Source organism: Vagococcus sp. WN89Y (assembly GCF_052220145.1).
In the GTDB taxonomy this organism is placed as follows: Bacteria; Pseudomonadota; Gammaproteobacteria; order Enterobacterales; family Enterobacteriaceae; genus Kosakonia.
On record NZ_JBQPOM010000067.1, the window covers coordinates 1 to 26907 of the forward strand.

At 53.8% G+C, this 26907-nt stretch carries 17 protein-coding genes; 10 read left to right on the forward strand and 7 right to left on the reverse strand.

The genetic code is table 11. The features are described 5' to 3' along the window. Positions 1-364: 364 nt before the first annotated feature. Entirely contained in the window at positions 365-1114 is a 750-nt protein-coding gene (locus ACTU3N_RS19165) for an SDR family NAD(P)-dependent oxidoreductase (RefSeq protein WP_443087721.1), read from the reverse strand. Between the two features lie 159 nt (positions 1115-1273). Here ACTU3N_RS19165 and ACTU3N_RS19170 point away from each other — a divergent pair, with 159 nt between their 5' ends. Next, positions 1274-2167, forward strand: coding sequence for a LysR family transcriptional regulator (locus tag ACTU3N_RS19170; RefSeq protein WP_443087722.1), 894 nt, complete (start codon positions 1274-1276; stop codon positions 2165-2167). A gap of 202 nt (positions 2168-2369) precedes the next feature. On the opposite strand, the gene ACTU3N_RS19175 is transcribed toward ACTU3N_RS19170, so the two are convergent. After that, positions 2370-3140, reverse strand: a complete 771-nt coding sequence (locus ACTU3N_RS19175) for an SDR family oxidoreductase (RefSeq protein WP_443087723.1) — start codon at positions 3138-3140, stop codon at positions 2370-2372. A gap of 94 nt (positions 3141-3234) precedes the next feature. On the opposite strand from ACTU3N_RS19175, the gene ACTU3N_RS19180 reads away from it, so the two are divergent. Then, positions 3235-4179 carry an AraC family transcriptional regulator gene (locus ACTU3N_RS19180; protein ID WP_443087724.1) on the forward strand — a complete coding sequence of 315 codons (945 nt, stop codon included), beginning with the start codon at positions 3235-3237 and terminating at the stop codon, positions 4177-4179. Between the two features lie 147 nt (positions 4180-4326). On the opposite strand, the gene ACTU3N_RS19185 is transcribed toward ACTU3N_RS19180, so the two are convergent. After that, positions 4327-5487 carry an IS30 family transposase gene (locus ACTU3N_RS19185; RefSeq protein ID WP_443087725.1) on the reverse strand — a complete coding sequence of 387 codons (1161 nt, stop codon included), beginning with the start codon at positions 5485-5487 and terminating at the stop codon, positions 4327-4329. A gap of 232 nt (positions 5488-5719) precedes the next feature. Here ACTU3N_RS19185 and ACTU3N_RS19190 point away from each other — a divergent pair, with 232 nt between their 5' ends. Next, positions 5720-6196, forward strand: a complete 477-nt coding sequence (locus tag ACTU3N_RS19190; protein WP_443087726.1) for a GNAT family N-acetyltransferase — start codon at positions 5720-5722, stop codon at positions 6194-6196. A gap of 168 nt (positions 6197-6364) precedes the next feature. Here ACTU3N_RS19190 and ACTU3N_RS19195 read toward each other — a convergent pair whose 3' ends face one another. Continuing rightward, on the reverse strand, positions 6365-7429 hold the full coding sequence (locus ACTU3N_RS19195; protein WP_443087727.1) for an alpha/beta hydrolase: 1065 nt from the start codon (positions 7427-7429) through the stop codon (positions 6365-6367). Between the two features lie 1035 nt (positions 7430-8464). Here ACTU3N_RS19195 and ACTU3N_RS19200 point away from each other — a divergent pair. The 7 genes from ACTU3N_RS19200 to ACTU3N_RS19230 are packed head-to-tail and all read left to right on the forward strand — an operon-like array spanning position 8465 to position 22655. Next, on the forward strand, positions 8465-9796 hold the full coding sequence (locus tag ACTU3N_RS19200; RefSeq protein ID WP_443087728.1) for a TolC family outer membrane protein: 1332 nt from the start codon (positions 8465-8467) through the stop codon (positions 9794-9796). Between the two features lie 39 nt (positions 9797-9835). Then, the gene (locus ACTU3N_RS19205) at positions 9836-13645 is read left to right on the forward strand and encodes an Ig-like domain-containing protein (protein WP_443087729.1); all 3810 of its coding nucleotides are present in this window, start codon (positions 9836-9838) and stop codon (positions 13643-13645) included. A 29-nt stretch (positions 13646-13674) separates the two neighbouring features. Next, entirely contained in the window at positions 13675-19257 is a 5583-nt protein-coding gene (locus ACTU3N_RS19210; protein ID WP_443087811.1) for an Ig-like domain-containing protein, read from the forward strand. A gap of 32 nt (positions 19258-19289) precedes the next feature. Continuing rightward, positions 19290-19898 (forward strand): hypothetical protein, encoded by a 609-nt coding sequence (locus ACTU3N_RS19215; RefSeq protein WP_443087730.1) that lies wholly within the window; start codon positions 19290-19292, stop codon positions 19896-19898. Continuing rightward, entirely contained in the window at positions 19817-21490 is a 1674-nt protein-coding gene (locus ACTU3N_RS19220) for a type I secretion system permease/ATPase (protein WP_443087731.1), read from the forward strand. The genes ACTU3N_RS19215 and ACTU3N_RS19220 overlap by 82 nt, the downstream gene beginning before the upstream one ends. Next, positions 21487-22428 carry an HlyD family efflux transporter periplasmic adaptor subunit gene (locus tag ACTU3N_RS19225; RefSeq protein WP_443087732.1) on the forward strand — a complete coding sequence of 314 codons (942 nt, stop codon included), beginning with the start codon at positions 21487-21489 and terminating at the stop codon, positions 22426-22428. Before ACTU3N_RS19220 ends, ACTU3N_RS19225 begins: the two co-directional genes overlap by 4 nt. Beyond that, positions 22425-22655, forward strand: coding sequence for a hypothetical protein (locus ACTU3N_RS19230; protein ID WP_443087733.1), 231 nt, complete (start codon positions 22425-22427; stop codon positions 22653-22655). The genes ACTU3N_RS19225 and ACTU3N_RS19230 overlap by 4 nt, the downstream gene beginning before the upstream one ends. A gap of 530 nt (positions 22656-23185) precedes the next feature. Here the strand turns inward: ACTU3N_RS19230 and ACTU3N_RS19235 are convergent. From ACTU3N_RS19235 to paoC, 3 genes are read right to left on the reverse strand one after another with little or no spacing between them, the layout of a single operon-like run. Then, entirely contained in the window at positions 23186-23770 is a 585-nt protein-coding gene (locus ACTU3N_RS19235) for a nucleotidyltransferase family protein (RefSeq protein ID WP_443087734.1), read from the reverse strand. Then, complete coding sequence (locus ACTU3N_RS19240; RefSeq protein ID WP_443087735.1) at positions 23770-24702, reverse strand: XdhC family protein; 933 nt, start codon at positions 24700-24702, stop codon at positions 23770-23772. The genes ACTU3N_RS19235 and ACTU3N_RS19240 overlap by 1 nt, the downstream gene beginning before the upstream one ends. A gap of 9 nt (positions 24703-24711) precedes the next feature. Further along, positions 24712-26907 (reverse strand): aldehyde oxidoreductase molybdenum-binding subunit PaoC, encoded by a 2196-nt coding sequence (paoC, locus tag ACTU3N_RS19245; RefSeq protein WP_443087737.1) that lies wholly within the window; start codon positions 26905-26907, stop codon positions 24712-24714.

The following is a 26907-nucleotide window of genomic DNA, read 5'->3' on the forward strand; positions in this document are numbered from 1 at the left end:
CTGAACGAATATAATTGTGAGCGCCCACACGAATCCCTGAACCATCTGACACCGGAAGAGTACCGGATAGTAAATACTGATGCCGGAACCTCAAAAAGTGCATGGAATTAAAACGGGTGTCTTTACACTGGCACACAGCAGCCGTTATGACCAAAACTCGTCATAAGAAGGGAGTTATGCGCAAATTTTGTTGACGATGGTGAGTGATTTGCAAACGGTCGCTATGTTTTGCGAGATGATAAAACCCATCAGGGATGGCTGGAGCCGTATTGTGCGCTGTCACACTGTGAAGTTAAAATTGCGTGACGCCAGCCGTCCATTGAAAACCCGTCGCCTCGGGGGATTTAACGGTGTGATATCAGCTTTAAATCTGCGCCATACCGCCGTCAACAAACAGTTCTATGGCATTGATAAAACTGGCGGCATCAGAAGCCAGAAATGCAACGGCTTTGCCGACTTCCGCTGGCTCACCAATCCGGCCCAACGGAACCTGTGCTGCCAGTGCATCAAACAGGCCCTGACGCTCTTCCTCGGCAACCAGCCCCCCTAATCCAGGCGTTTTGACCGGACCCGGACTCACGACATTCACCCGAATACCACGCCCCTTCAAGTCCAGCGCCCATGAGCGAGCAAAGTTTCTCACTGCGGCTTTACTGGCGCTATACACGCTAAAGTTAGCCGTCCCTTTTACCGAAACGGTGGAAGCGGTGAGGATAATGGATGAACCGGCACCAAGCAGTGGCAGTGCTTTCTGGACGGTGAATAATACTCCGCGAACATTAATCCCGAAAATCCGGTCAAAATGTTCTTCGGTTATAGCACCCAGCGCCAGCATATCTCCGCCACCGGCGTTAGCAAACAAAATGTCCAGACGCCCCGACTCTTCCGCAATCTGCGCGTAAACCTTATCCAGATCGTCAAGACGGGAGACATCAGCCCGAATCCCCTTAGCCGACGTGCCGATCAACTCGATGGCCGCATCCAGCTCCTGCTGACGACGTCCGGTGATGTAGACTTTTGCCCCCTGTGCCGCCAGTTCCTGAGCACTGGCAAGACCGATTCCTGTGCTGCCGCCCGTGACCAGGGCGATTTTGTCTGAAAGTGGTTTACTCATTATTCATATCCTCGACGTTGTTTCGAAGTGGCCGTCATTCAGCCTGTGAACACACTTTAGCCGCAGAGAAATTATTGATAAATTAGTAGAAATAGAAAACACTATTTCTACAGGTGAATAATCAGCTGTCACACGGAGAAACAAAACGTGGATCAGTTAATGGCTATGCGTGCGTTTACGCGAGTGGTGGAAACCGGCAATTTTACGCGGGCAGCGGATTCACTGAATCTGCCGAATGCCACATTAAGTAAGCTGGTTAAATCACTGGAGGCCCATCTCGGTGTGCGTCTTTTACATCGCACGACCCGGCACGTCGTCGCAACGCCAGAGGGTCAGGACTATTATGAAAAAGCCTCTCGGGTGCTAATTGATATTGAGGAGATAGACACTTCATTTAGCGCCTCACAGAGCAGACCTAAAGGGTATCTGCGTATTGATGTCGGCGGCTCTACCGCACGTGAAGTCCTGATCCCAGCGTTACCGGATTTTTTGCAGCGCTATCCGGAAATCAAAATCGATTTAGGCGTGTCCGATAGGCCGGTGGATCTTATTAGCGGAAATGTGGACTGTGTAATCCGTGGTGGCTCTCTTGATGACTCATCGTTGATCGCCCGTCATATTGGTGATGCCTCGATGGTGACCTGCGCTACGCCGGGATACCTGAAAGCCGCTGGCGTACCTGCATATCCGGATGAATTAAGAAATGGACATAAGCTGGTGAGCTATTTGTCTCCGCTGACGGGCAGAGCCTTTCCTTTTCGCTTCATCGTAGAAGGTGAAATGCGGGAGATGAAGATGCAGCATCACATCGGGGTTAACGAAAGTAATGCGCATTTGGCTGCGGCCGTGGCCGGGATGGGAATTATCCAGACCTTTTGCTATGCGGCGAAAGATGAACTGAACAACGGCACACTTGTTGAGATCCTACAGGCATGGCGGCCCGCGAATTATCCTTTTTATGTCGTCTATCCGCAGAACAGTTACATGACGCACCGGTTACGAGTGTTTATTAACTGGCTAATCGAGGTATTCCCAGCGGCACTGCGCGGGTAACTATAAACATACCTCTGACGACCCAAAGGGATGCAAAAGATACACCAATTGCTCTTCTATTATGCCCTTCTCTAATACCCACCCTCGCCGGTCATCCGCTATGAGCAAAAAGCTGACTTTAGTGATTTCGCCGCGCATGGTGAAGAGAGGAAGATATCCTCTCTTTGGTTTTCACCACTCATAAGGTTTTCGTTCGGTGCTATTAACAGGAGAAGGGGGAGAGTTGTTGTGCCTCATTGAGCCAATCGTTGGCATCTTCACCCGCAGCGGTGTAGATCGGAGCATGTTGATCGTTAGCAACCGCGAAAATGGCATTTGCTACATCATCAGCGTAAGTCACAGGCGAATGGGTCTCTCTCACCCTTTGGACAAATTCCTCCACCATTTTCCCATAAACAGGATCGTCTTCCCCGCGAAAATGGGCCCGTGCATTCTCTCCAAACTTCGTTTCAGGTGAGCGCCCCGGTAATACGACATGGACGCGAATACCAAAAGGCCTGGCTTCGATTGATAATGACTCGCTCCAGGCATTGAGAGCCGCTTTGCTTGCGCGATAGAGCCCAATTAATGGCAGCGCTCTGGTTGTCACTGAGGAAGAGACGTTTATGATCACCCCTGATTTTCTCTCTCTCATCAGAGGCAGAAACGCTTGAGTTAATGACAAGGGACCTAAGACATTCGTGTTCATTAATTGCTGCGCGGTTGCTAAAGGCGTTAGCTCGACCGGTACTGGTGCACCAAAACCAGCGTTGTTCACCAGTACATCAATTGCCCCGGCCTCTTTCACCACATTATCGATGCTCTCAGCGGAAGTAATATCCAGCGGCAAAACGCTCAGTTTGCTGCTGTCAGGTAAAAGTGTTGGATCGGGCGTTCTCATCGTTGCAATCACATCCCAGCCCTTTTGCAAAAAAAGTTTTGCTGTTGCAAGACCAAACCCTGAAGAGCATCCGGTAATAAGTACTGTTGACATGTTTCATCCTCTCTTTAGACAAGAAAAGTGATGATAGCCGCCACTATCAGGACAATATATAATCAAAAATCCAGATGAATTGAGAGATCGTCCAATGTCAGATCCATTGACCGATATCGTTGCCTTACTCAATCCTAAACCTTCTCATTCGAAACTCGTGGAAGGTGCCGGGCAGTGGCGTATTGTTCGGGAGTCTGGAGGAGAGGCTTTTTACTGCGCGGTATTAGAAGGTAAATGCCTGATTAATATTAACGGACAAGGTCCTCAGTTACTCGTGGCTGGTGATTTCCTTTTAATACCCGCAGCAAACTCTTTTGAAAACACCAATGCGGGAGCGTCCTGTCCAACAGAAATTACTATGCCGACAGTTATCAGCGAAGGACACGTGAGAATTGGCTCAACAATCGGGCCGGCTGATCTGCTCATGAATGTGGGTCACTGTGAATTCGATACGCCGGAAAAAAAACTGATCGTCTCTTTACTACCAAACGAGATACTTATTAAAGGACAACATCGTTTCGTAATGCTGCTTGAACTCCTCTTAGATGAAAGCCGAAGCAAGCGACCAGGGCGCGAAGGAGTATTGATGCGTCTTTTACAACTGTTGTTGGTCGAGTCGTTACGTAATAATGATGACTTGTCAAAAAGGGCAGGCATCCTGCAAGGGCTACAACACGAAAAGATCGCCTTAGCGCTGCATCTCATTCATGAAAAGCCGGATTTTGACTGGAAAATAGCACAGCTCGCCAGCCACTGCGCAATGTCTCGTTCATCTTTTTTTGCTGTATTCAATAAGACAGTTGGTATGTCTCCACTGCAATACCTGCTCTTCTGGCGAATGTCGTTAGCGAAAAAAGCACTGATGAGTAGCAATGATAAAATCGAACAGATTGCATTCCAGACAGGTTACCAATCTGCAAGTGCTTTCAACGTGGCATTCAGTAAATACGTGGGAATTCCACCAGGCGTTTTTAGACGGCAGAATACAATTTTTCAAAGCTCCCCTTCTTCAACTGCGACCAGCAAACCACATCCTTGAACGTAGATGTTGGGTATTTAAAATCGTTGAATATGCTTAACGCGGCGAGAAGCGCCCGGATACCGAAGCAAATGCTCAAAAACACTGCCCGGCTTCCTCTTTATTCGCAAACGATGATATTTGTAATATCCGTTTCTGGCTGTGAGTTCAACCGATGGATGCAACACATTGATTGAACCGCTCTGCGGGTGATTCATAGTCTGGCGTTTTTCTCGGCCTCTCGTTGAGCTGTCTGGCGACACTGTTTAGTCTTTGTTGGCTGTGAACTGATAAGTCAGTTCCTTTTGGAAAATACTGTCTGAGTAATCTGTTTGTATTTTCATTTGAGCCGCGTTGCCAGGGAGATTGAGGATCACAGAAATAAATCTGAATGTCTGTCGCTACAGTAAATCGGGTATGGCTGGTCATTTCAGCCCCCCGATCCCATGTTAGTGTTTTATAAAGCTCAACAGGTAATTCCCGGGCTTGTCTGATGAGTGCAGATATAACCGTTATGGTCTTGTTGTCTCTGATTTTGGCCAGCATAACAAAGCGGGAATGGCGTTCTACGAGAGTGACGAGATAGGCGTTTTTCGAGCCCTGGATCAGGTCACCTTCCCAGTGACCCGGTATGGCTCTGTCTGCAACTTCAGGTGGCCTTTCGCTTATTGGTATCGCATCCGGGATTGATCCTAACCCTTTCCCTTTAAGCGAAGACGTTCTGGATCTACGAACCGCTCTTCCGCTTCTGAGGCATTGCTGCAGCTCTTTTTTTAATGCTCCCCGGGGTTGTATAAAAAGTGTTTTATAAATCGTTTCGTGTGACACATGCATTTCCTGATTATCCGGATAACAGCGTTTCAGCCAACCGGCGATCTGTTCCGGCGACCAGTCCTGATGCATCTTCTCTGCAATGATTTTACACAATGCGGGGCTTTCAATTAGCTTGCAAGGTTTTGGTCTCAGCGCATTTTCCCACGCAGTAGCATTGGCTTTTGCTGCACGGTATTGTTTGGCACCTCCGTACCTCCTGACCTCGCGGCTAATCGTTGAGGGCGCTCTTGATAATTTGGCGGCGATGTCCCTGATACTGAGTTTTGCTACCAGTCCTCTGGATATTTCCTCTCTTTCATCTAGCGAAAGCGCTAATCGGTGCCGCTTTCGCACGGGAGGACGGTAGACGCCTGTCTGGTGGATAGTGGGCATAATGGAAGAATGATATCTGTCGAACATTCTGGCGATATCATGTAGAGAATCACCTTGCTTATATCTGTCCCAGATAATTGCCTTCTGCTCTGGCGTGTAGTTAATGCGCGTTCTTCGTTTCATGGCAACGTCCCCCCTTGATTAAGGATAGCGTTGCATCGACCCGTTGAACTCACAGCTCGTAGCTACCCTAACTAAGTTCTTGATGGACAGATTCGTGGCAGGAGCAGACTTTGTCCTGATAACTATTCTCTTAACCTGAAAGTGTATTCACAAATTAATACTATTGACGATAGGGAACCGCATCGGTATTACTATTTTAATACTTTTAGTACCATGAGGTTGAGGGGCCCATGTGATTACTTTCCGACCGATGACAAAAGATGAGTATCCTGCTTTTCTTGAATATTTTGTTAATGATTATGCATGTGAAATCAAATCAAACTACGGGGAGTCCCTTCATGATTCTCTTGCCAGAGCGAAGCAGGAGATCTCGGAAATGCTTCCTGATGGAGTTAATACACTCGGGCAAGTATTAATGTGTATTATTGTTCAGTCGGGCAAGGCGAACAGCCATGTAGGTTATCTCTGGTACAAACCAGACTCGACTAAGCGCACTGTTTTTATCTACGATTTTCATATTTTCAACCCCTGCCAGGGGGCGGGACTTGGCAAACAATCTCTACGTGCTTTTGAAGCGTATCTGCAGGAAAAGGGTTTCAAAGAGATCAGATTGCGTGTCGCAGGTGATAATGCTCGTGCCCGGCATGTTTATGAAACCAGCGGATTCGGGGTTACGGGTGTCAATATGAGTAAATCGATTACGGACTGAGACACTGACACGCGATAAAACCTGGCACTATCATCAATACCCGATCTGCTCCTCGCTCAAAGCAGACCGTCAGGTTCATTTGTTTTCGCCAGGATTAGGCCATTTATTTTTTATAGGGCTGATGTTTGTATTGAGCCGCCAATAATGAAGGCTCAATATTATCGCGTACTACTGCAGATTTTTTTCCTTCAGGAATTGACTCACCAAATCAGCAATCTGCACATTATTTAAATCAGAGAACGGGAAGTGGGTATTCCCTTTGATTCCTGACTCAGGAAGGTGCGTAACCGTCACATCCCCGCCATGTTTATTCACCACGTCACGCCACTCGCGAGCCATTGCCAGGCGTACGCGCCAGCTGTCCAGTGCGGGCATGGCGACAGGTTTATCCGGTATGTTATCGCCGTAAATAATCAAAATCGGGATTTTTGTCAGCGCCATAAACTGTTCCATCGGCACAGGCTCACCCTTCAACGTGTCGAACGCACTTGGCATAGGGGCAGGGAGTTCTTTTTCCGGGAAGGCAAAACTGCTGCCAGGCTCGAAGGCGACAATGGCTTTGACCTTGTTGTTTTTCATCGCCGTGTACCAGCCTGGTCCGCCACCCTGAGAGTGGGTGAAGAGGATAGCCGGGCCGGATTTATCCACGACGGCGGACATCGCATCAGAGATAACATTGATATCAAACGGCCCGGTATTCGGGGTCATCTGGCGGAAATACTGATTCAACGCTTCTTTGTCGTGAGAGAACTGAACGCCTTTAAAATACTCCGGCCACACGCCAACGCGGAACTGATTAAACCACATCTGCTCATCCGGTTTTGGCGTAACCGTACCCTCTACAGTCGTGCGCCCGGCGCTGCCCCGGCGTGGCTGATCGACAAGGTAAGTTGAGAACCCGCGGCGCAGGAATATGTTCTGGAACCCTTCACGACCATCCGGCGTGCTTTCCCAGGTACGGGAAAACTGACCAGCGCCGTGCAGCATGACAATCGGGTATTTATGCGGATTCTCCGGGATTTGGTAGAACACAGACGCATGATCGCCATGATAAGTTTGGCCAGCAGAATCCAGCGGCTTTTTCGCGTCAAATGTTCCCGGCGCGGTGATGATAGTGCCGCCAGCAGAAAAGCTTCCCTGTTCCTGAATGACCAGTGGCCCGGCATTTACCGACTGTGCCACCAGGCTACCCGCCATCACGCAGATGGCCAGCGTTTTTAAGATTATCCTCAAGATTACGCCCTCTGTTGTGTTTGCCGTTCAATCATATCTGAGTTGTCAGCGTTAATTATTTAGCCCCCTTGCTCGACAAACTCCTCTATTTGCTCTTAAGCGCCATGTTCAGCCAGCAGCGCTGCTGTCAGGTCGACCCACATATTTAACGAAGTTGAAAAGAAAGATAATTACGCAAATGAAATAGCCGTTATGAATGAAATTCATAAAACAATAAGGCAGTAGTGTTGTGGATCAGCCGCAGCTCGTACCGCTACCGCTCAATGGCAGCAAACAGCAGCGCCCTGCGAAGAGCACCGAACCTGCCGCGTCGTCAGCCCTCGGGGTCAAGGTCACCAGGCGTGTGTTGGTGAATGCATAAGATATATCGCAAATTTTGCATAAGGTTGACGTTGCCTCTTCCCCTCTGCTCCGCATGCCTTAACGTATCTTTACCTCTGCGTCGTTTATCTCACAGGGTAATTTTTCCTCAATATAATATGATGCAAATCAGCGAGATATTCGCCAAAAATACCATCCCAATATTAATAGATTGTATTGCGTAACTTATAAACGAGGGGAAAGTGAAGTAATGCTTTCACTACCCAGATGACGTTAAATACGTTTGGGCGTGTTAAGCATGAAATATTGTCAGGCGTATCAATTAATTGATGCTGGCTGAACCCACAAGGAACATAGAAATAAAGGGTTAAATAAGCAAACAAAAATAAAGCTTAACCTGGCAATAAACCTGCTGATTTAATTAATTTTATTTGTCAGTCTTAACAGTAACGTCTGGTTGTTTCATGTGTTGGTTAATCTCCTTATATGATTGGATATCATAAAATTAACTGCAGAGAGGAAGATAAGTAGAAGATAAAAGGAAATGGATTATACTGAATTTTGTAATAAATATAACTCTTTAATCCTGGCGTCTTTCTACATCCCCTGAAAGGCTCGTCTGCGTCGTGTTTGGGGAATATTTTTTTTACGCTGCGTAATACTTTTTTATATGACTGAGCAGGTTGAGAAAAAAATCCATAAGGATCCTTATCGATGATGGTATTTAAAGATGTTAAACACATCGGCGCTTGCCTGTTAATCGCTTCGTTTCTGTCTTCTATTAATTCGCCTGGATATGCGGCGTCTGGATACAATTCTCTTAGCAATTTAACGTTGAAAGAGAGCATATTACGCGCTTTTGCCCGCAACCCGGAAATAGCGCAGAAAGCGGCGCAAATGGGTATTAGCCAGGCGCAAATTGATGAAGCGAAAAGCGGCTGGTATCCGCAAATTGCACTAATGGGCAATGCCGGTCCATCGCGGCAGTATGATTCAAGCGGCAGCCTGGATAACTCAGCATCCTATGGTATTACCCTCAGCCAGTTGGTTTACGATTTTGGGAAAACCAGTAACACCATTAAAGAGCAGGGCGCGATTCACGAGCGCGATCGTTTTGAATTAATGGCGACACTGGCAGATGTTGCAGAAAAAACAGCGCTCGCCTTTATTGAAGTCAATCGATATCAAACGCTTAGTGAAGCCGCCCGCAAAAATATTGACGCACTGGGCATTGTCAGGCGATTGGCTAAATTACGCGCTGACTCAGGATTAAACTCTACGTCCGATGAACTTCAGGCACAAACACGCATTGCGGGTATGCGTGCTAATTATCAGGAGTATCAAGCTCAGCAACAAAGCGCGAAAGCGCAACTGGCGGTGTTAAATGGGGTACAGCCTGCATCTTTAGCGCCCTTGCCGCAAGAATTAGCAGAGCAGCCAACGGCCCTTGATAACATTGATTATGCCAACGTTCCCGCTGTACAGGCTGCAGAATATACCCGTTTATCAGCGGATTACGGTGTCCAGAGCAGCAAAGCTGAACACTGGCCGACACTCTCTCTCAAGGGCGGGAAAATTCGTAATCAAACCCGCGATCGTTCTTACTGGAACGATCAGCTACAGCTCAATGTTGAAGCGCCTATTTATCAGGGAGGAGCGGTTTCGGCACGGGTGCAACAAGCAGAAGGAAAACGGCAGGTCTCAGCGACCCTTATCGAGCAAGCCAAACTGGATGTTTTGCAAAAAGCATCGGTGGCGTTTGCTGAATGGCAGGGCGCTCGCAGCCGTGAAAAGGTGAATGCAGAACAGGCGGTGAGTGCTCTTCAGACGCGAAAAATCTATCAGGGAGAATATCAGTTAAGCACACGTAGCCTGAATGACCTTTTAAGCGCTGAACAGGATGTTTTCCAGGCACAGTCTGCTGAAATAAACGCAAAATTCGATGGCTGGCGCGCAGCGGTAAATTATGCGTCTTCAGTAAATAACTTAATTCCGCTGCTGGGTATTAGCAGCGGTGTCTATGGCGATTTGCCCGAACTGCATTAACTGGCGACATCTTCTCACGCATGGTCACTGGAGTTAATTATGAGCGCAGCTGTTGACATTATTTCCCGTAAAACCTCCGTTAAACAAACGGTTGTAAGCAGCGGGAATGTGACCCTGGTGGTTTATGAGCCTTCAGTTGTGAAGGTGCAGGTTCCGGTCGCATCGGGGGCCGTTGCCCGTTATGCCCGTGAGGGAAATGACCTGCTGATTTATATGCAGGATGGGACAGTTATCCGTTGCAATGACTTTTTCGTGGAAGCGCTGGACACCGGTGAACACTCTGAGCTGGTTTTTGACGACGGGCAAAGCCTTACACATATTACTTTTACCGAATCTGGTGCCGTCGCGGCAACGACACCCGGGCCTGTCGAGTTAATCCCTCACATGACCCCCATCGACAGTATCGAACCCTTCCTTGGGCTTGAGGCTGACGCGGGTATACTTCCGTGGGCACTGGGCGGCGTAGCTGCGCTGGGCGCTGGTGCGGCAGGCTTCCTGCTGGCAAATGACAACGGCGGGCAGACAGAAACAGAAGTTGTGCAACCCCCGCCTGGCGCACAGCCGTCGCCCCCCACGTTTTTAGTCACCGATACAGTGGGCGGTAGCCAGGGCGTATTAAATTCCGGGGCGATAACGGATGATACGACGCCAACCTTTAGTGGAACCGGTGAACCCGGCGCGACTATCCAGGTGAAAGACAGCGGCGGTAACACAATTGCCAGCGCGATGGTGAAAGAGGACGGTACCTGGACGGTGAAGCTCCCGACACAATCAGACGGAGAACACACCTGGTCAGTCGTGCAAATTAACGGGAGCGAAACGACACCGGCTGGTGAAATAACGCTGACAGTAGATAGCGCAGCCGCCAGTATCAGCCTTGCGACCACGGCTGGTGATAATATCGTCAATGCTGCAGAGCAAGCGGCGGGGTTCGCTCTCAGTGGCGCGACCCTTAACCTTGCGCCAGGCACCGCGCTAACCGTCAGCCTGAATGGGAAAGACTACGCTGCAACAGTAGATAGCAGCGGCAACTGGCGCGTCAATGTACCCGCCGAAGATGCGAAAGCCCTGACGGATGGCAGCTGGACAGTTAGCGTCTCGGGCAAAGACGCCACGGGAAATACCATTACCGGGCCTGGCACATTTATTGTTGATACCGCGCCGCCAACGATTTCGGTCAATCCTGTCGCACAGGATGGCATCATCAATGCCGCCGAACATAACAGAGTGTTGGTTCTGAGCGGTAGCACCGATGCTCAGCCAGGGCAGGTCGTCACGCTGAGCCTGAACGGTAAGAGTTACACGGCGACCGTCGCCAGCGATGGAACATGGCAAGCGACCGTGGATGCCAGCGACGTCCAGGCCCTGACGGAAGGCGACAAAACCTTGTCGGTAAGCGTCAGCGATAAAGCCGGGAATATCGGTCGTGCTGATGCGGGCTTTCGCGTTGATACCACGGCTCTGGTGGTAACGGTAAACACCGTGGCAGGTGATGATGTCATTAATAATAGCGAACTGGCGGTTGCGCAGATTATCTCCGGGCAAGTGAGCGGTGCGGCAGCGGGAGATACGGTTAGCGTTACGTTAGGCAGTAGCGCTTTTACCACGGTGGTACAGGCTGATGGTAGCTGGAGCGTCGGCGTGCCTCCCGCGACGCTTGGCGCAGGCAGCCACACTATCTCTGTCACCGTCACGAACGCGGCAGGAAATAGCGGCAGTGCAACGCATGATATTAGCGTCGTTGTCACGACGCCGGTTCTGACGATTGATACCATCAGTCAGGACAATATTCTCAATGCGCAGGAGGCCTTACAACCTTTGGCGTTGCGCGGTACGACAAATCTGCCCGATGGCAATGTCGTCACCGTGACGCTGAACAATGTCACCTATACCACGACCGCGACCGGCGGCGTCTGGGCCGTAGAAGTACCGGTGGCGGATGTGGTGAAACTGGCGAACACGATTTATGTCGTCACTGCCACGGGCACGGACATTGCGGGAAGCACCGGTTCGGCACAGGCGAATTTGCTGGTCGATACCCTGTTGCCACGCGTAACGGTGAATGTCTTTGCGGGTGATGACCAGGTCAACAATACCGAAGCCGGCATTGATCAACCTCTCAGCGGCACGGTCGTTGGTGCCGCCGCCGGAGACACAGTGATAGTCACCCTCGGCGGTAAGACCTGGAGCGCCACGGTTGCCAGCGATCTGAGCTGGAACCTCACCGTACCCGCAAGCGACCTGAGAAGTTTTGGTGATGGGCCATTGACTTTTACCGCCTCCGTCACCAATAGCCGTGGCAACACTGGCAGCACCCGACATGACATCACCATTGATACTGGCCTGCCGGGGTTACGTATCGATACCATATCCGGCGATGATGTGGTGAACAGTGTTGAGCGGCAACAGGACCTGGCTATTTCAGGTTCAAGCAGCAATCTCCCGGCGGGTACCGTTGTCACCGTTACTATCAATGGCCTGACTTACCAGGCCGTCACTGACGCCAGCGGCAACTGGCAAATCGGCGTGCCTGCCGCCGATCTTCAAAGCTGGCCGACCGGAACTGTCGTTGTGAACGCCAGCGCCCAGGACCCGGCGGGAAATGCGGCGTCGATTGATCGTCCCATTACGATCGAACTCAGTGCTGTCGCAATCTCGATAAATGTTATTGCCGGTGACGACATCCTGAATGCGACAGAAAAAGCCACTGTGTTAACGCTGTCCGGGCAGACGCAGAACGTGGAAGCCGGGCAGACCGTCGCTATCCAGTTTGCCGGGCAGACGTTTACGGCTCAGGTTCAGGCGAATGGTTCCTGGAGCCTGAGCATCCCGGCCAGTGAGATAAATCAGCTGCCTGATGGCCTGGCAACGGTAGTAGTGAATGTCACGAACGCAGCGGGTAACAGCGCGCAATCCCAGCGCGATATTACCGTTGATAGTCAGTTTCTCTTGCTGGCGATTAACAATCTGACGGCAGATAACATTATTAATGGCGCTGAAGCGCAACAAGCGCTCACCATCACAGGTACTTCCACCGCGGAGGCCGGGCAAACGGTCATTGTGAGCCTGAACAGGAAAAACTATCAAACGACCGTGCAGGCTGACGGAAGCTGGAGCGTCACCGTCCCGGCAGCCGATGTGGGTGCGCTGAGTCCCGGTACTCTTAGCGTGAGCGCCAGCGTCAGCGATATCGCAGGCAACGCGGCCAACACCACCCATACGGCGACTGTTGATACCGGCGTTCCGGTTGTGACCATTGATACGATTGCGGGGGATGATGTCATTAATGCCCGCGAACATACTCAGGCACAAGTGATCACGGGGAGTGTGGCGGGAGCCGCTGCGGGAGATGTAGTAAACCTCACCATTAATAATGTTAATTATTCAACGATTGTGGACAGTGCAGGCAACTGGAGTATCGGGCTGCCTGCGTCGGTCGTAAGCGGCCTGAGCGATGGTACTTACACCGTCAGCGCCACCGTTAGCGATAGCGCGGGCAACATCGGTAGCCAAACACGAACATTCACCGTCACGACCACCGTGCCCACGCTGACCATCAACACGATCGCCGGTGATGACATTATCAACGCCACCGAGAAGGGGCAGGCGCTGACAATCAGCGGCACCAGCAACCAGGTGGCGGGCGCGGCGGTGACGGTGACCCTCAATGGCCTGGATTACCATACCACTACGGATGCCAGCGGCAACTGGAGCGTAACGGTGCCCGCCCTGGCAGTCGGCGCGCTGGGTGAAGCGCGCTATAGCGTCACCGCGACCGTCGCCGACACGGCAGGCAATAGTGTGACCAGCAGCCATTTTGTGCAGGTGGACAGCTCTCTGCCGGGCTAGCGATAAACCCGATAGCCACGGATGACATCATCAACGCTGCCGAAGCGGCAACGGATCAACTCATCAGCGGTCGCGTCACGAACGCGGCGGCGGGGGACACGGTGACGCTGGGCGGCAACAGTTACAGCGCGACGGTGCAGGCGGATCTGAGCTGGAGCGTGACGGTGCCGTCGGCAGACCTGGCCGCGCTCGGTAACGGTGCGCTGACGGTGAGCGCCTCGGTGACCAATGCACAGGGTAACAGCGGCAGCGGCAGCCGGGCGGTGACCATTGATGCGAACCTGCCGGGGCTGCGGGTGGACACGGTGGCCGGTGACGATGTGGTGAACAGCATCGAGCACGGCCAGGCGCTGATTATCTCCGGCAGCAGCAGCGGGCTGAGTGCGGGCGCGACGCTGGCGGTGGTGATTAACGGCGTCAGTTACGAGGCGAGCGTGGCGGCGGACGGGCGCTGGAGCACCGGCGTACCGGCGGCGGATGTCAGCGCCTGGCCTGCGGGCACGGTGGCGATAGCGGTCTCCGGCAGCAGCAGCGCCGGGAACCCGGTGAGCATCACGCATAACGTCACGGTGGACCTGGCGCCGGTGGCGATCACGGTGAACACCCTGGCGGGCGATGATGTGATAAACGCCGCCGGGCATGAATACCAGGTGGATGCGGCGCTCCCGCTGATAATCATTGATACCATCGCTGGCGATAACACGATTAACAGCAGTGAAGCGGCGGCTGGCGTCGTCGTTTCCGGAAGCAGCACGGCAGAAGCGGGTCAGACGGTGACGGTGTCGCTGAACGGTACCAGTTACACCACCCAGGTTCAGGCCGACGGCAGCTGGAGCCTGACGATACCCGCCAGCTATCTCCAGACTCTGGCGGACAATAATTACACAGTGCAAGCCTCAGTCAACGATACTGCGGGCAATCCGGGCAGTGCCACGAAACCGCTCACCCTGGATGCCAGCGCGCCGGTTATCCAGTTTAATGCGGTGACCGGCGATGACGTCATCAACAGTATCGAACATACGCAGTCGCAAATTATCAGCGGTACGGCAATCGGGGCGCAAGCGGGCGATAGCCTGGTGATGACCCTGGCCGGTCAACAATTTTCGACCACGGTTGCGGCTAACGGCAGCTGGGTCGTTACGGTGTCGGCGGCGGATCTTGCTTCGCTGCCTGAAGGCGCGCAAACCGTCAGCGCGACGGTCAGCGATCTGGCGGGTAACAGCGCGCAGACAACACATACCCTGACCGTGGATAAAACCGCGCCAACCATTACTTTTGCTACCGTGGCCGGAGATGACATCATCAATACAGGTGAACAGCAGGCCGGGCAGACCGTCAGCGGGACAACGACCGCTGAGCCAGGCCAGACTATCACCGTTTCCTTTGCCGGACATAACTATACCGCTGTTGTTAGCAGTAGCGGTGGCTGGTCGGTCGTGGTACCGGCACGAGATTTCCTCGGGTTGGGCGACGGCGACTACGCTATCACCGCGACGATTACTGACAGCGCAGGCAACCCGGCCACGGCCAGCCATACGGTGACGCTCAGTGGCGATCGGCCCACTATCACGATTGCGACCTTCGCCAGCGACGATATTGTCAGCGCAGCAGAACACGCGACGCCGCTTATCATTAGCGGCACAACAAATGCTCCCGCAGGCCAGACGGTCACAATCACCCTCAACGGTAAAACCTATAGCACGACGGTACAAAGCGATGGCAGCTGGAATTACACCGTGGGCAGCGCGGATGTGTCAGCGCTGGCCGATGGCGGGGCCTATGTGATCACTGCTGCGGTCAATAATGCGACAGGAAATACCGGGAGCGACAGCCATACGGTGACGGTTGATCTCACCCCGCCTGGCATGACTATCAGCATTGACTCATTGCTCAACGACAGCGGCCTTAGCAGCACGGATTTCAATACCAACGCCACGCAGTTGGTGATTAATGGTTCCGTCGGGGCGCCGCTTAGCGGCAATGAAAAAGCGCAAATCAGTATTGATGGCGGGGTAAGCTGGACCGACCTTGTGGTGAACGGCACAAGCTGGATCTACAGCGACAGCCGTACCTTGCCCGATGGCAACGCTATCTATCTGGTGCGGGTTATTGATAACGCGGGCAATGTAGGGGCGACTGATAACCAGGTCGTCGTTGTTGATACCACCGCGCCGGATGCCAGCAAAACCATTACTATCACCGCCATCACCACGGATTCAGGTGCCAGCAGCAGCGATTTTATCACCAATGATACGTCACTCACGTTGAATGGTCAGTTAGGGGCGGCGCTCTCTGCAACGGAAGTGGCGCAGATAAGCGTCGACTCCGGGCAAAGCTGGGTCAATGTTATCCTCTCGGCCGATGGTCTTGGCTGGACCTATACCGATGGGCGCGCCCTGACAGATGGATCGTATGAATACCGGGTTCGGGTCATTGATGTGGCGGGTAATGTGGGGTCATTCAGTACACAAACTGTGGTGGTTGATACTACGGCTCCTGCGCAAGGGGTGACCGTCACCAGCCTTAATGACGATACCGGGCGCTCGGTAAGCGACTTTATTACCAGTGATACAACCTTAACGATTAATGGCGAGGTGTCCAGCCCCTTGAGTGTGGGCGAAACGTTGCAAATTAGCACCAATAATGGTGCCACATGGATACCGCTTACCCTTAGTGCAAATCAGTGGAGTTTTACCGATACCCGGACGCTTACTGACGGGAGTTATGATTACCAGCTTCGCGTGATTGATGCTGCCGGGAACGCAAGCCAGCCGGTCACGCAAACGGTGGTCGTGGATACCCAGGCTTCGGTGACGACGGCCGAAATTGTCTCCTATACCGACGATACCGGGGAGCGGCAGGGAACCTTTGATAGCACTTATGTGACCGATGATACTGCGCCGTTAATCAGCGGTGTGCTTGATGCGCCGCTGGCAAGCGATGAAGTGCTGTACCTCTATCGCAACGGTATACGCCTGGAGGCCGTGACCATGGTCGGCGCACTGAACTGGACTTATGCCGAGAGTGGACTTATCAGTGGGAGCTATACCTATACCGCACGGGTTGAAGATCTGGCGGGCAATCTCAACACCTCTACGGACTTTGTGTTGACCGTCGATACCTCCGTACCAACGACGTTAGCGCCCATTAATAACCAGACCACGCGAGATGTCACCCCGATTATCAATGGTACGTTGTCAGCCGCCCTGGTGAATGGGGAGTATATCGAGCTGACGGTGAATGGCGTCACTTATACCTCTTTGCCTGGCGGTGCTGTTGTCGTCGATCCGGCAAACAATACCTGGTATTTGCAACTCCCGGCTAGCGCTGCGCTGGCGGCCTCTGCGACCCCTTACACCGTTACCACCCAGGTGAAAAACACGGCGGGTAATGGCGCGGTCAGCGGAATTAGCACCGGAGAAGTGACGGTCAATCAAGAGATTGATTATACCCCGACCTGGAGCACGGGGGCTGATAATCAAGCTTTCAGTACGACGGTGGCGCTGGATAACAACGGCAGGTGGATGGTGGTCACCAATCAGGAGGTGATGCAATCCACCGATCCGCTTAACTGGACGAATACTCCGCTGACGTTGGTTGTCGCTTCCCAGCGCTACTCCGCCAGTTCACTGGCTGACTGGGACCGTAACGGTACGCTGGATCTGTTAGTGGCAAGGAATGATTACTCAGGCAGTAATGTTGTCGGTTATACCAATAATGGTAATGGTACCTGGTCGGGTGCCTATGAAGTGGGGACATCGGTACTGGTCTGGTATAGCAGCCTCATCGCTTTCGATCGGGAAGGGGATGGATATCTGGATTTTCTGGTTACTGATGCCGGCGGGCCTGATTCAAACACCTTCTTATGGAACACTGGGGGAATCTTAACGGCGGCATCGACGACGGCTAATAATAGCGCGAGTGCAACGCCAGGCCAAACTGTGGCGGGTTACTTTAGCCTGGTTGAAGCGTCCGGGGTTGATTTAAATAATGACGGGCATGTCGATCTGGCCCAGCACACCTATAACCTCAATAACTACTATACCCTCTCAACCCTTATCAACCAGGGCGATGGCTCCTTCGTTTGGGGGCAAAATACCATCAATACCTTTTATGGTTCGACGGGATCAAGCGGTGCGGCCAACGCTGTTTCAATGACCTGGGCGGACTTTAATGGCGATGGTTTTATGGATTTATATCTGCCTGCTACGCGCTCGCAGAGTGGTTATGGATCGCTACTCACCAATGATGGCGCAGGGGGGTTGTCAGCACCGGTCACCATTGGCGGCGGAACGAGCTATGAAGGATTTTATAGCGCCGCGACTGACTGGAACCATGATGGCTTGATGGATATCGTGCGTATCGCCAACAACGGACAGTCTTACTTATATACCAACCAAGGGGGCGGCAGTAACTGGGTGGAATCCGCCTTCGGCAGTGATATGCAGGGGCGTAGCAGCGGCCTGGCGACAATGGATTATGACTGGGACGGAGCCGTGGATGTGCTGGTTACCCGGCAAACGGGCGCGGTGTACCTTATTCGTAATACCAACGCGGTTGATTATGGCACCTCGCTTCACCTGCGCATTCTCGATCAAAACGGTATCAACACTTACTACGGTAATACGGTCCGGCTGTATGACGCTTCCGGGAGACTGGTCGCGTCGCAAATTATCAATCCTCAGGCGGGGATGGGGATGAATGATTCTTCCGCGCTGGTTAGCTTCTATGGGTTGCTTGCTGGCGAAACCTATCACGCTGAGCTGGTCAGAAGCGTGGGTACGGTGAGTTCCAATATCAACGAAACGGTGAATACCAGTTGGGGCGGCTTACAGGCGACCGATGCCACTCACGCTTATGTATTGAGCGGGGAGGGCGGGAGCGCCACCAATGACGGAAATTTTGTCGGCACGGGGTATAACGACACCTTTTTCGCCACAGCCGGAACCGACAGTTATACCGGCGCAGGCGGCTGGACATATCTCTCCGGTTACGGAACCTGGAGCGCCACCGGCGGGATGGATGTGGTGGATTTTCGCATGGCGACCACGGGGGTCACGGTGGATTTAGGCAACAGCACCGCCCAGGCGACAGGTTTTAACACGGCGACGCTCATCAATATCGAGGGGCTTACCGGTTCCGACTTTAACGACACCCTGACCGGGAATGCGCAGGATAACACGCTGGAGGGACGCGGCGGCAACGACACGCTGAATATCGGTAGCGGGGGCCATGACACGTTGTTATTCAAGCTACTCAATAGTGCTGACGCAACGGGCGGCAACGGGAGCGATGTGGTCAATGGTTTCACCCTCGGTACCTGGGAAGGAACGGCGGATACGGACAGAATCGACCTGCGGGAGCTGTTTTCAGGCAGTGGCTACAGCGGAAACGCGGGGGCAAGTTATATCAATGGGGTCGCGACCCTGGACGCTGGCGCGGGGAATATCACCAGCTATATCAACGTAATACAAAGTGGCAGTAATAGCGAGGTGCTAATAGACCGGGACGGCGCCGCGGGCGCATTTACACCCACGGTGGCAATTACCATCAATGGGGTGCAAACCGATCTTGCCACCTTACTGGCGAACCATCAATTGATGGTGGTGTGAACCGTGTCTGAAAAAGGCGCTGGAGGGTAACGATGGTGAGTTTTCATCAGCAATATGAACCCTGGCTACAGGCGATGGTCGTGGTAGCAAAACGCTATCGGCTGGATTTTTCGCAAGAACATGTCCGCGTGACCATTAGCCATGAAAGTGAGTCGCCGCGCCAATTAGTGCTGGAAGATATGGCGCGCCAGCCTGGCATGGGGCTGCGTTTCGCGCCCGCAGACGTTGCGTTGATCGATCCGTGGCGGTTGCCTCTGGTGGCGGAATTCACCGGTCATCAGGTGGCGGTCATTAACCGTATGGACAGCGAAGGCAACATCAGTTTGCAACTCAGCGGCGAGGGCGGTCTGGAAATCGTTCTGACGCGTGCCGAGCTGGCCGCGCGCCTGGTCAACCGGGTTGTGTTGCGCCCCCTTGAATCGACGCCGGACGCCCGTGTCGATGATTATATTAAACCCTACAAAAAAAGCTGGTTCTGGCAACTGGCGCTGAAAGACTGGCATCGCTATAGCGAAATCATGCTGGTTGCGCTCGTGGCAAATGTGCTGGCGCTTCCGGCATGCTTTTTTCCATGCAGGTGTATGACCGCGTGGTGCCCTCTCAGTCCGAGCCGACGTTGTGGGTGCTGTTTGGCGGGGTGATGCTGGCCATTTTGTTTGAAATGATCATGCGCATGCTGCGTGTGCATGTTTCGGACGTCGTCGGTAAGCGCGCCGACCTGCGTGTCTCCGACCGGGTTTTTGCCCATGCGCTACGCATCAAAAGCGGGGAGCGGCCAAAATCGACAGGCTCGTTTATCGCTCAGCTCCGTGAACTGGAAGCCGTGCGTGAGTTGATCACCTCCACCACCATTGCCGCCATCACCGACTTACCTTTTTTTGTGTTTTTTGTCGCTATCCTCTGGTTAATTGGCGGCCCCCTGGTGTGGGTCGTGCTGGCCGCAGTGCCGCTGTTGGTGATCCCTGGGCTATTAATACAGCCCTCGCTGGCAAGATTATCGAATGATGGAATGCGTGAATCGGCCATCCGCAACGCCACGCTGGTCGAAGCGGTGCAAGGCATTGACGACATTAAGTTAATGCGCGCCGAGCAGCGTTTTCAAAACCAGTGGAACAATACCAATGATGTTGCCTCCGGCATCAGTATGAAACAGCGCTGGCTTACCGGGTTGTTAATGACCTGGACGCAGGAAGTCCAGTCGATTGTCTACGCCGTGGTTCTGCTGGTCGGCTGTTTTCTGGTGATTGGCGGGGAAATGACCACCGGTGCGCTGGTCGGGACGTCGATTCTTGCCTCGCGTACCATCGCGCCGCTGTCGCAGATATCGGGCGTGCTTTCCCGCTGGCAGTCGGCAAAGGTGGCTCTCAAAGGGCTTAATGATTTAATGCAACGCCCGATTGACGGGCCCACTCACGGCAAAAAGATCCATAAAGCGCATCTGCGGGGAGACTTCTTTCTGGAAAACATAGGGTTCTGGTACGATCGGGAAGAGATGAGCGAGGTGCTGGATATTTCCCGTCTGCACATCAGCCCGGGAGAGCGTATTGCCGTACTCGGGCGTAACGGTTCGGGTAAGAGTACGCTTTTGCAGATCCTGGCCGGGATGCTCGAACCCCAGCGGGGCACCATTTTGCTTGATGACATCGCCCTTAACCATCTCGATCCCGCCGATGTGCGTCGCGATACGCAGCTTCTTCCCCAGCATGCCCACCTTTTTTTCGGCACCGTGCGCGACAACATCGTGATGGGAAATCCACTGGCAACGGATGAAGATATTCAGCAAGCGCTGGTTCTGAGCGGCGCGCTGGCGTTCGTTCGCAGGCAAAAAATGGGCCTGGACTACCTGCTGAGCGAGGGCGGCGCAGGCTTATCCGGAGGGCAGCGCCAGGCCTTGCTGCTGGCCCGCACGCTGCTGACATCGCCTCGCATACTGCTGCTGGATGAGCCAACTGCATGGCTGGATGAGATGAGTGAAGCTCAATTTATTAAGCACCTGACGCACTGGATCGGCGGGCAAAAGACATTCGTGGTAGCGACCCATCGCCTGCCGCTTCTTAATATGGTCAACCGTATCATCGTGCTGGAAAACGGGCGGATTGTTCTGGATGGGCCAAAAGAGGAGATCATGCAGGCACATAACGTCATGTCTGCGTCACAAAAAGTGCATCTGCGCACCGTCACGTTTAATCATAACCGGCAGACTCACGATCCCTCTGTTGAGGAGGTGTTATGACCGAGATAACCCGCTACAACAGTCGGTTACGCGAGCCGCGTCTGCCTGGTCCGACAATGGTCGCGCTGGCGATGTTTACCCTGGTGCTGGCGTTTGTGGTCTGGGCGAACGCGTTTCATCTCGATGAAGTGACAACGGGAAACGGCAAAGTCGTGCCATCGCGCCATGAGCAAATGATCCAGTCGCTGGAAGGGGGCATTATTCGACAACTCTTTGTCCATGAAGGCGATATCGTTGAGCGCGGCCAGCAACTGGCGCAGCTTGACCGGACGAAAACAGAAGCCAGCGTACAGGAGAGCCAGGCGCGGTTGAACGCGGCGCTGGCAACGGCGGCGCGCCTGAATGCCGAGGTAAATGGAAAAGCGCTGATTTTCCCTGCCTCTGTTGATAAAGGTCTGGTTGAACAGGAGACAGCCCTTTATCGCTCGCGCCGGGAAAGTCTTGAGAAAGGCGTGGCCGGATTACGCGAAGGCATCGCGCTTATCTCGCAAGAGCTAAGAATGACGCAACCGCTGGTGAAGCTGGGTGCTGCGGGCAGCGTGGAAGTGCTGCGTCTGCAACGTCAGCAAAACGAGATGGAAAATAAAATTGTCGAGATGCAAAACCAGTACTTTGTGCGGGCGCGGGAAGAGCTGGCAAAAGCGAATGCTGATATTAACGAACAGCGCTCTGTGATCCGTGGGCGTGAGGATTCGCTGGTCCGCCTGACCTTTAGCGCGCCGATGCGCGGTATCGTGAAAGATATTGATGTCACCACGGTGGGGGGCGTCATCGCGCCAAATGGCAAACTGATGAGCCTTGTGCCGCTTGAAGATCAGATGCTGATTGAAGCCAAAATATCTCCGCGCGACGTCGCTTTTGTGCATCCCGGCCAGCAGGCGCTGGTGAAAATCACCGCTTATGACTACTCAATTTACGGTGGGTTGCAGGCGAAGTGACCACTATCTCCCCGGACACTATTCAGGATGAGGTAAAAAAAGATAACTACTACTACCGGGTCTATATTCGCACCAACAGTAATCATCTGGTCAATAAACAGAATAAAACTTTCCCTATTTTTCCCGGCATGATTGCCACCGTTGATATTAAAACGGGCAGCAAAACCGTGCTTGATTATCTGCTTAAGCCGCTGAATAAAGTCAAAGAGGCGCTGCGCGAGCGGTGAGAGAGAGCGCTAATCGCCCGCAAACGACAGCCCGTTGTTTCACTATCCGCATCGCGCGACTTTCTTTAGTCGCGCGGTTAAATGCCCCTACAGATAACAAGAAAAGAGCAGGTTTATAAACGCAATCAGAATATTATTTTAGGCATTCTTATTGGTCTGATCTGTTATTTTTTTCAATTTGTTTAATGTGGTGACGTATTTATTTTTTCTCTTTGTTTTAAAAGACTATTTCTTAAATAAGAAACAGTGACCCCGCTGTTTTTAATCGCCTTTGAACTATTAAACCTGCACTTTTGATTGTTTTTATTGATTTTATTCGCTTATGCAGCGGGTCTAATCTAAGGATATATCAATACGAGATTCCCGCTGCTTGCGGTGAGTTTTATAAGGTGTGCATGGAAAGAGGTATCTTTACACAAGCAAGCCAATTAAAAGCGTTTTACCCTTCTGTGATTCTAAAGATTGAAATATAAAAGGTTCGGCTAATAATTTTCCCCTGCGCCAGGATCAAACTCGCCGTCCCGTAACGCTTAAGGCAAATATCGTTGTCGCCCGCTGCCATCATGTTGGCAGGGGTTGAATAATTGCCGCGCTTTTTCTAAATCATACAGCGTATCAATATCGCGCACGATACCGTAATCGGTAAGCGCGAGATCCAGCACGCCTTTTTGCCGCCGTGCGCGTCGCACTATCTCTTTTGCCCCCGCATCGCCGGACAGCGCCAGCAGCGCGGGCAAAAACTTGCGGCCAAAACCTACCGGGTGCCCCTGCTGCTGGCGATAGTGCGGCACAACGAGAGGTTTTTCCTGCAACCCTTCGCCAACGCGGCGCAGGGACGCAGGCTGAATCAGGGGAAGATCGGCGGGCAGGATCAGCCAACCGGATGCCTCAGCGCTGGCGCGAACGCCCAGAGCGATAGAATCGCCCATCCCTGCGGTGCCGCCGTCGGGTCTGACGAGGTACCACGGCAGGTGAGATGCGGCGACCGCCCGGAGCGTATGCGCCAGCACCGTGTGCTCACCCAGCGTGGCGTCCAGTTTATGCATCGTTGCGCCGGAGGCAAAAAAGCGTTCTCCACGCCCGGCGGCAAGGATAATCACGACGGGGGAGCGCATCACCCCTCTCCCTGGCGAAGGCGCGCCGCCGCGACATCCGCCAGCACAGACAGCGCCAGCGAGCGCGCATCCCGCGCTTTGGGGAAGATGCCGATCGGTGCTTTGATACGGTTTATCGCCTGTTGGCTAAAGCCCTGCGCCTGGAGTTTTTCCACCCGCCTGGCATGCGTGCGCTCGCTGCCCAGCGCGCCAATATAGAAAGGCCTGGCGGCCAGCGCTGCCTGTAATACGGGCAGCTCGCGCTCCAAATCATGCCAGAGCAGAAGCACGGCGCTGTCGGCATCTATGGCTTGCGACGTGGTGTCGTCAAGAGGAACAACATCATACCCGGCCGCCTGAGCAAGCGCTGCGGTGGTTTGCGCCTCGATAGAGCGTCCGTAAACCATAACCCGCACGCCGGGAGAGTAAGTTGTGATAAATGTACCGTGCTGCCAGCCGGTTTTGACGCCTGGCGTCACCCTTTGCAGTGTTTGCGTTCGCGGGCAGTAGCGCAGCCCGGCAGCCTCGCGCTGCGCCAGGCTATTTAGCACGGCCAGCAGCGGTTGCGCCGAGCGAAGCTTATGAATACTGAGCGTGATCCCGCCCGCGCAGGGAAGCACGATGTCGAACCAGGGCGATCCTTCGCCATAGCGAACGCAGCGATCCTCGCCGGAGGCGATGACGGCCAATGCTTCAAAGGCAGCAGCAGCTTCTACGCAGCCGCCGGAAACAAAGCCGCAATAGGAACCATCTTCCCGAACGACCATCTGCGCCCCTAAAGCGCGCGCTGCGCCGCCGTGGATCTCCACCAGCGTCACCAGCGCGGCATCCATGCCGGACGTTAACGCCTCCACCGCGAAGCGTAAAATAGCCTGACGGTCGTCGGTCAGAAACGATTGCTCCGGCGTGAGCAGCAGATCGTCCGTCAGGCCTGTCAGCGAAGTGTGCAGCATCGCGCCTCCTTATACATCGTCCGGCAGGGCGCTGAGCAGTTTGTCCAGCGTAATCGGGTAATCCCGCACCCGCACACCCGTCGCGTTATACACAGCATTAGCAATCGCCGCGCTGACGCCGCACAGCCCCAGCTCACCCACCCCTTTGGCTTTCATTGGCGAGGAGACCGGGTCGGTATCGTCCAGGAAAATCACCTCTTGTTCAGGGATATCCGCATGAACCGGCACCTCGTAGCTCGCCATATCATGATTGGCGAAATAGCCCTGGCGCGTATCAACAGCCAGCTCCTCCATCAGCGCGGCACCCAGTCCCATCGTCATCGCACCGATGACCTGACTGCGCGCCGTTTTAGGGTTAAGAATGCGCCCTGCTGCGCACACCGCCAGCATCCGGCGCACGCGCACCTCGCCGGTAGCGATATCCACGCCGACTTCAACAAAGTGCCCGGCAAAGGTGGACTGCTGATACTGCTCATCTAACTTGCCAAACTCGATGCTATCTTCGGCGATCAATGTACCGTTAGCTGCCGCCTCGTGAAGCGGAACGCTGCGCGCGCCATCGCTTATCTGCTCATCAGCAAAGCGTGCTGTTTCATCGAAGCCCAGCGTGCTGGCTATCGTTTCGCGCAGTTTCACGCAGGCGGCGTAGACGCCCGCCGTGGAGGTGTTCGCGCCCCATTGCCCGCCGGAACCGGCGGAAACAGGGAAGGTGGAATCGCCCAGGCGAACCTCGACCTTCTCCAGCGGCACGCCGAGCATTTCTGCCGCCGTCTGGGCAATGATCGTATAGCTGCCGGTACCGATATCGGTCATATCTGTCTCAACCGTCACTTTTCCGTCGGCACTGAGCTGCACGCGTGCGCCCGATGTGGTCACCAGGTTGTTGCGAAACCCCGCCGCCATGCCTAAGCCAACCAGCCAGCGGCCATCGCGAAGCTGGCCTGGCGTGGCATTGCGCCGCAGCCAGCCGAAACGCTCCGCGCCGGTGCGCAGGCACTCGATGAGCTGGCGACGCGAAAAGGGGCGCTCGGGATTGGACGGATCGACCTGGGTATCATTCAGGATGCGAAACTCAACAGGATCGATCCCCGCTTTTTGGGCAATCTCATCAATAGCGATTTCCAGCGCCATCAGACCCGGCGCTTCACCGGGCGCGCGCATGGCATTGCCTTCCGGCAAGTCGAGCCGGGCAAGGCGCAGCCCGGTCAGGCGATTTGCGCCCGCGTAGAGGTATTTCGTCTGATTGACAGCGGTCTCCGGCGCGCCGCCGGGAAGGTTGCCGGACCAGCTTTCATGGGCAATGGCGATGATTTTCCCACGGCTATCGGTGCCGATGCGTATGTGCTGAAGGGTGGCCGAGCGATGGGTCGTATTGTTCGCAATATCCGGGCGGGCCATCATTACTTTTACCGGGCGTTGCACAGCTCTGGCACCCAGCGCTGCCAGCAGGGCATCGCTGCGCAAAAAGAGCTTGCCGCCAAACCCGCCGCCGATGTAGGGGGAAATCACGCGCACGTTTTCTACCGGCATGTTAAGGGTCGCTGCCAGATCGGTTCGACACCAGTCCACCATCTGGTTTGACGTCCAAAGCGTCAGTTTCTCACCCTGCCAGCTCGCCATCGACGCGTGCGGCTCCATTGCCATATGGCTCTGATCGGGCGTGGTGTAAGTCGCATCCAGCTTGACGTCTGCCCCGGCAAAGGCGGTGGCGAAATCACCGGTTGTTTTATCCGGCGTATCTTCCGGCGGGGTCGTTACCGCGGGTTGTTCAGCGCCAAGATCGTAAGCGCCGTCTTCGCGCTGATATTCCACCTGAATTAACGCCGCCGCCGCGCGCGCCTGCTCGAACGTCTCAGCCACCACCAGCGCGAGCGCCTGATGATAGTGCTCAATCTCCGGCCCGCCTAAAAGCGTGGCGGCATTTCTCTCGCCTTTACCCAGCGGCCCGGCATTATCGGCGGTCACCACCGCCAGCACGCCCGGCGCGCGTTCGGCGGCTTTTGTATTCAGCGTGGTGATGCGCCCCTTTGCAATCCCGGCGCCGAGGATATAACCATAGGCTGCGTGGGGCGCAACATCGTGGCGCTCATAGGCATAAGGGGCAAGACCTGTTGTTTTTAACGGGCCATCAATACGGTCGTGGGGCTGCCCTACGACAGAAAGCCGATCGATTGGGTTTTCACCTGCGGGAGTATCAAATTTCAT